The following is a 2,827-nucleotide window of genomic DNA, read 5'->3' as shown; positions in this document are numbered from 1 at the left end:
TCCCCGAACCCGGGGCCACCGCGGTCCTCGACGGCCCCGAGGGCCGTCATGCCGCCACGGTGCGCCGCATCCGGGTCGGGGAACCCATCACCCTCTCCGACGGGCACGGGATCCTCGCCGATTCGGAAGTGGTTGCGGCCGCAAAGGATCGCCTCGAACTGAAGGTGCTCTCCAAGCGGGTAGCCGAGCCTTGGACCCCGCAGGTGACCGTGGTCCAAGCGCTCCCCAAGTCCGACCGCTCCGAACTCGCGGTCGAACTCATGACCGAGGCGGGCGCCGACGCCATCGTCCCCTGGCAGGCCCTGCGCTGCGTCTCCAACTGGGAAGCCAAGGCCCGCAAGGGCGTCGAAAAATGGCGCGCCGCCGCCAAATCCGCCGCCCGCCAATCCCGCCGCGCCTACATCCCCGACGTCGCCGACCTCCACACCACCCGAGAACTGCTCGACTTGATCCGCGCCGCCAAGGCGAACGGGGCCGTTGTCGCGGCCCTCCACGAGTCCGGCGAATCCCGTTTGACCGAAATGTCTTTCGAAGGCGTCCCGGAGATCATCCTCATCGTCGGCCCCGAAGGCGGCCTCGACGACTCCGAACTGAAATCCCTCACCGAAGCCGGAGCCGAACCAGTCCTCTTGGGCCCCACCGTCCTCCGCACCTCCACCGCCGCAGCCGTCGCCCTGGGAGCTTTGGGCGCGCTCACCCCGCGCTGGTAGCCGCGCGACGGGGCCAGGCCGCGGACACCCGCTCGCCCTGTCGGGCCACCGCATCGCCGGGTTGCGGCACGGAATGGATTCGGGGGTGCGGCAGTTGCGTGACGCTGGGTTGTTTCGCCTGCTGGTAGCCCCATATTCACTGGGCGTTGTCGGTGGGCGGCGGTAAACTTCTGTCAACGTACTCGGCATCGAGACCGGAAAGCAGGCCATAGCCACTTTTGAGAACACCAGGCGAAATCGGCGATCAGAGCACTCCTACCGCTGGCATCGGGGCCGGCGGCAACGGGTCCGGACCGGCGGGGCGGACCGTTCGTTCCAGCATCGAATTGGCACCGGAGTCGGTCTTCGGGTTCCTGGGTTCGGCCGATGAGAACCTGCGTGAACTCGAGCGCCTTCTCATTGCCGACATCCATGTCCGCGGCAACTCCGTCACGCTGACCGGCAAGCCCGCCGATGTCGCGCTGGCGGAGCGGGTCGTCGCCCAGCTGGTCGCGCTCACCGCGCGCAATCGGGTGGTGACTCCGGAGGCGGTGCGGCACACGTACTCCATGCTCACCGAGGGTTCCTCGGATTCCCCGGCGGAGGTGCTGAGCCTCGACATCCTGTCCCGGCGCGGCAAGACCATCCGGCCCAAGACGCTCAACCAGAAGCGTTATGTCGACGCCATCGACGCGCACACCATCGTCTTCGGGGTGGGTCCGGCCGGTACCGGCAAGACGTATCTGGCCATGGCCAAGGCCGTGCAGGCGTTGCAGACCAAGCAGGTCAACCGCATCATCCTGACCCGGCCGGCGGTCGAGGCGGGTGAGCGGCTGGGCTTCCTGCCGGGCACGCTGAACGAGAAGATCGACCCGTACCTACGCCCGCTCTACGACGCCCTGCACGACATGATGGATCCGGAGGCGATCCCGAAGCTCATGCAGGCCGGTGTCATCGAGGTCGCGCCGCTGGCCTACATGCGCGGTCGCACGCTCAACGACTCGTTCATCATTCTGGACGAGGCGCAGAACACGACGGCCGAGCAGATGAAGATGTTCCTCACCCGCCTGGGTTTCGGTTCCAAGATCGTGGTGACCGGTGACGTCACGCAGGTCGATCTGCCCAATAACTCGCGCTCGGGTCTGCGGGCGGCGACGGAGATCCTGCACGGCATCGACGACATCCACATCTCGGAGCTCACCAGCGCCGACGTGGTCCGTCACCGCCTGGTCGGAGCGATCGTCGACGCCTATGACCGGTACGAGGCGGACACTCGGCCCCCGGCCGCCGTCCACTATCCGGGCAATCGGGCGCAGCGACGTGCCGCGAGCCGGGGAGATCGGCACTGACCTCGCCCACTAAGCTGTTGCGGTGAGCATCGAGATCGCCAACGAATCGGGTATCGAGGTATCCGAAGAAGAACTGGTCAGCGTCGCGCGCTTCGCGATCGCCCAGATGGATGTCCATCCGGCGGCCGAGCTGTCGATGGTGCTGGTCGATCTCGACACCATGGCGGATCTGCACATGCGCTGGATGGACCTGCCCGGTCCGACCGATGTCATGAGCTTCCCCATGGACGAGCTGGAGCCGGGCGGCCGCCCCGACGCCGCCGAGCCCGGCCCGTCCATGCTCGGCGATATCGTGCTCTGCCCGGAATTCGCGGCCCAGCAGGCCGAGAAGGCCGGGCACTCCATGGATCACGAGCTGGCGCTGCTGACCGTGCACGGCGTCCTGCACCTCCTCGGCTACGACCATGCCGAGCCGGAGGAGGAGAAGGAGATGTTCGCGCTCCAGGCCAGTCTGCTCGAAGGCTGGTACGAGCATGTCCGCCAGGAGATGCGCCGCGCCGAACTGGCCGAGCGCGATCAGCGGCTGCTGGGCAAGACCGGTTTCACCGACACCACCGGTGATCCGCTGGGCCCGGCGTGAATTCATTCGTTCTGCTCCTGCTGGCGATCGTCCTGGTCCCGGCGGGCGGGGTGTTCGCGGCGCTGGATTCGGCGCTGAACACCGTCTCCCCGGCACGCGTGGAGGATCTGGTGCGCGCCGAGCGCACCGGGGCGGCGCGGCTGGCGCGCATCATCGCCGATCGCCCGCGCTACGTGAATCTCATGGTGCTGCTGCGCCTTACGTGCGAG

4 protein-coding genes are annotated in these 2,827 nt (G+C 67.6%); all 4 read left to right on the top strand.

Annotation, left to right across the window (positions count from 1 at the left end):
• Positions 1–710 (top strand): 16S rRNA (uracil(1498)-N(3))-methyltransferase (locus ACWELQ_RS42835; protein WP_452402704.1); only part of this gene is annotated, 710 nt, incomplete at its 5' end.
• A 266-nt stretch (positions 711–976) separates the two neighbouring features.
• Complete coding sequence (locus ACWELQ_RS42830) at positions 977–2,038, top strand: PhoH family protein (protein WP_452402705.1); 1,062 nt, start codon at positions 977–979, stop codon at positions 2,036–2,038.
• 22 nt (positions 2,039–2,060) lie between these two features.
• Complete coding sequence (gene ybeY / locus ACWELQ_RS42825; RefSeq protein ID WP_452402703.1) at positions 2,061–2,618, top strand: rRNA maturation RNase YbeY; 558 nt, start codon at positions 2,061–2,063, stop codon at positions 2,616–2,618.
• Positions 2,615–2,827 (top strand): CNNM domain-containing protein (locus ACWELQ_RS42820; protein ID WP_452402702.1); only part of this gene is annotated, 213 nt, incomplete at its 3' end. The genes ybeY and ACWELQ_RS42820, both read left to right, overlap by 4 nt.

This window comes from Nocardia sp. NPDC004722, from assembly GCF_053601505.1.
This window is presented reverse-complemented; position numbering and strand designations above follow the sequence as displayed.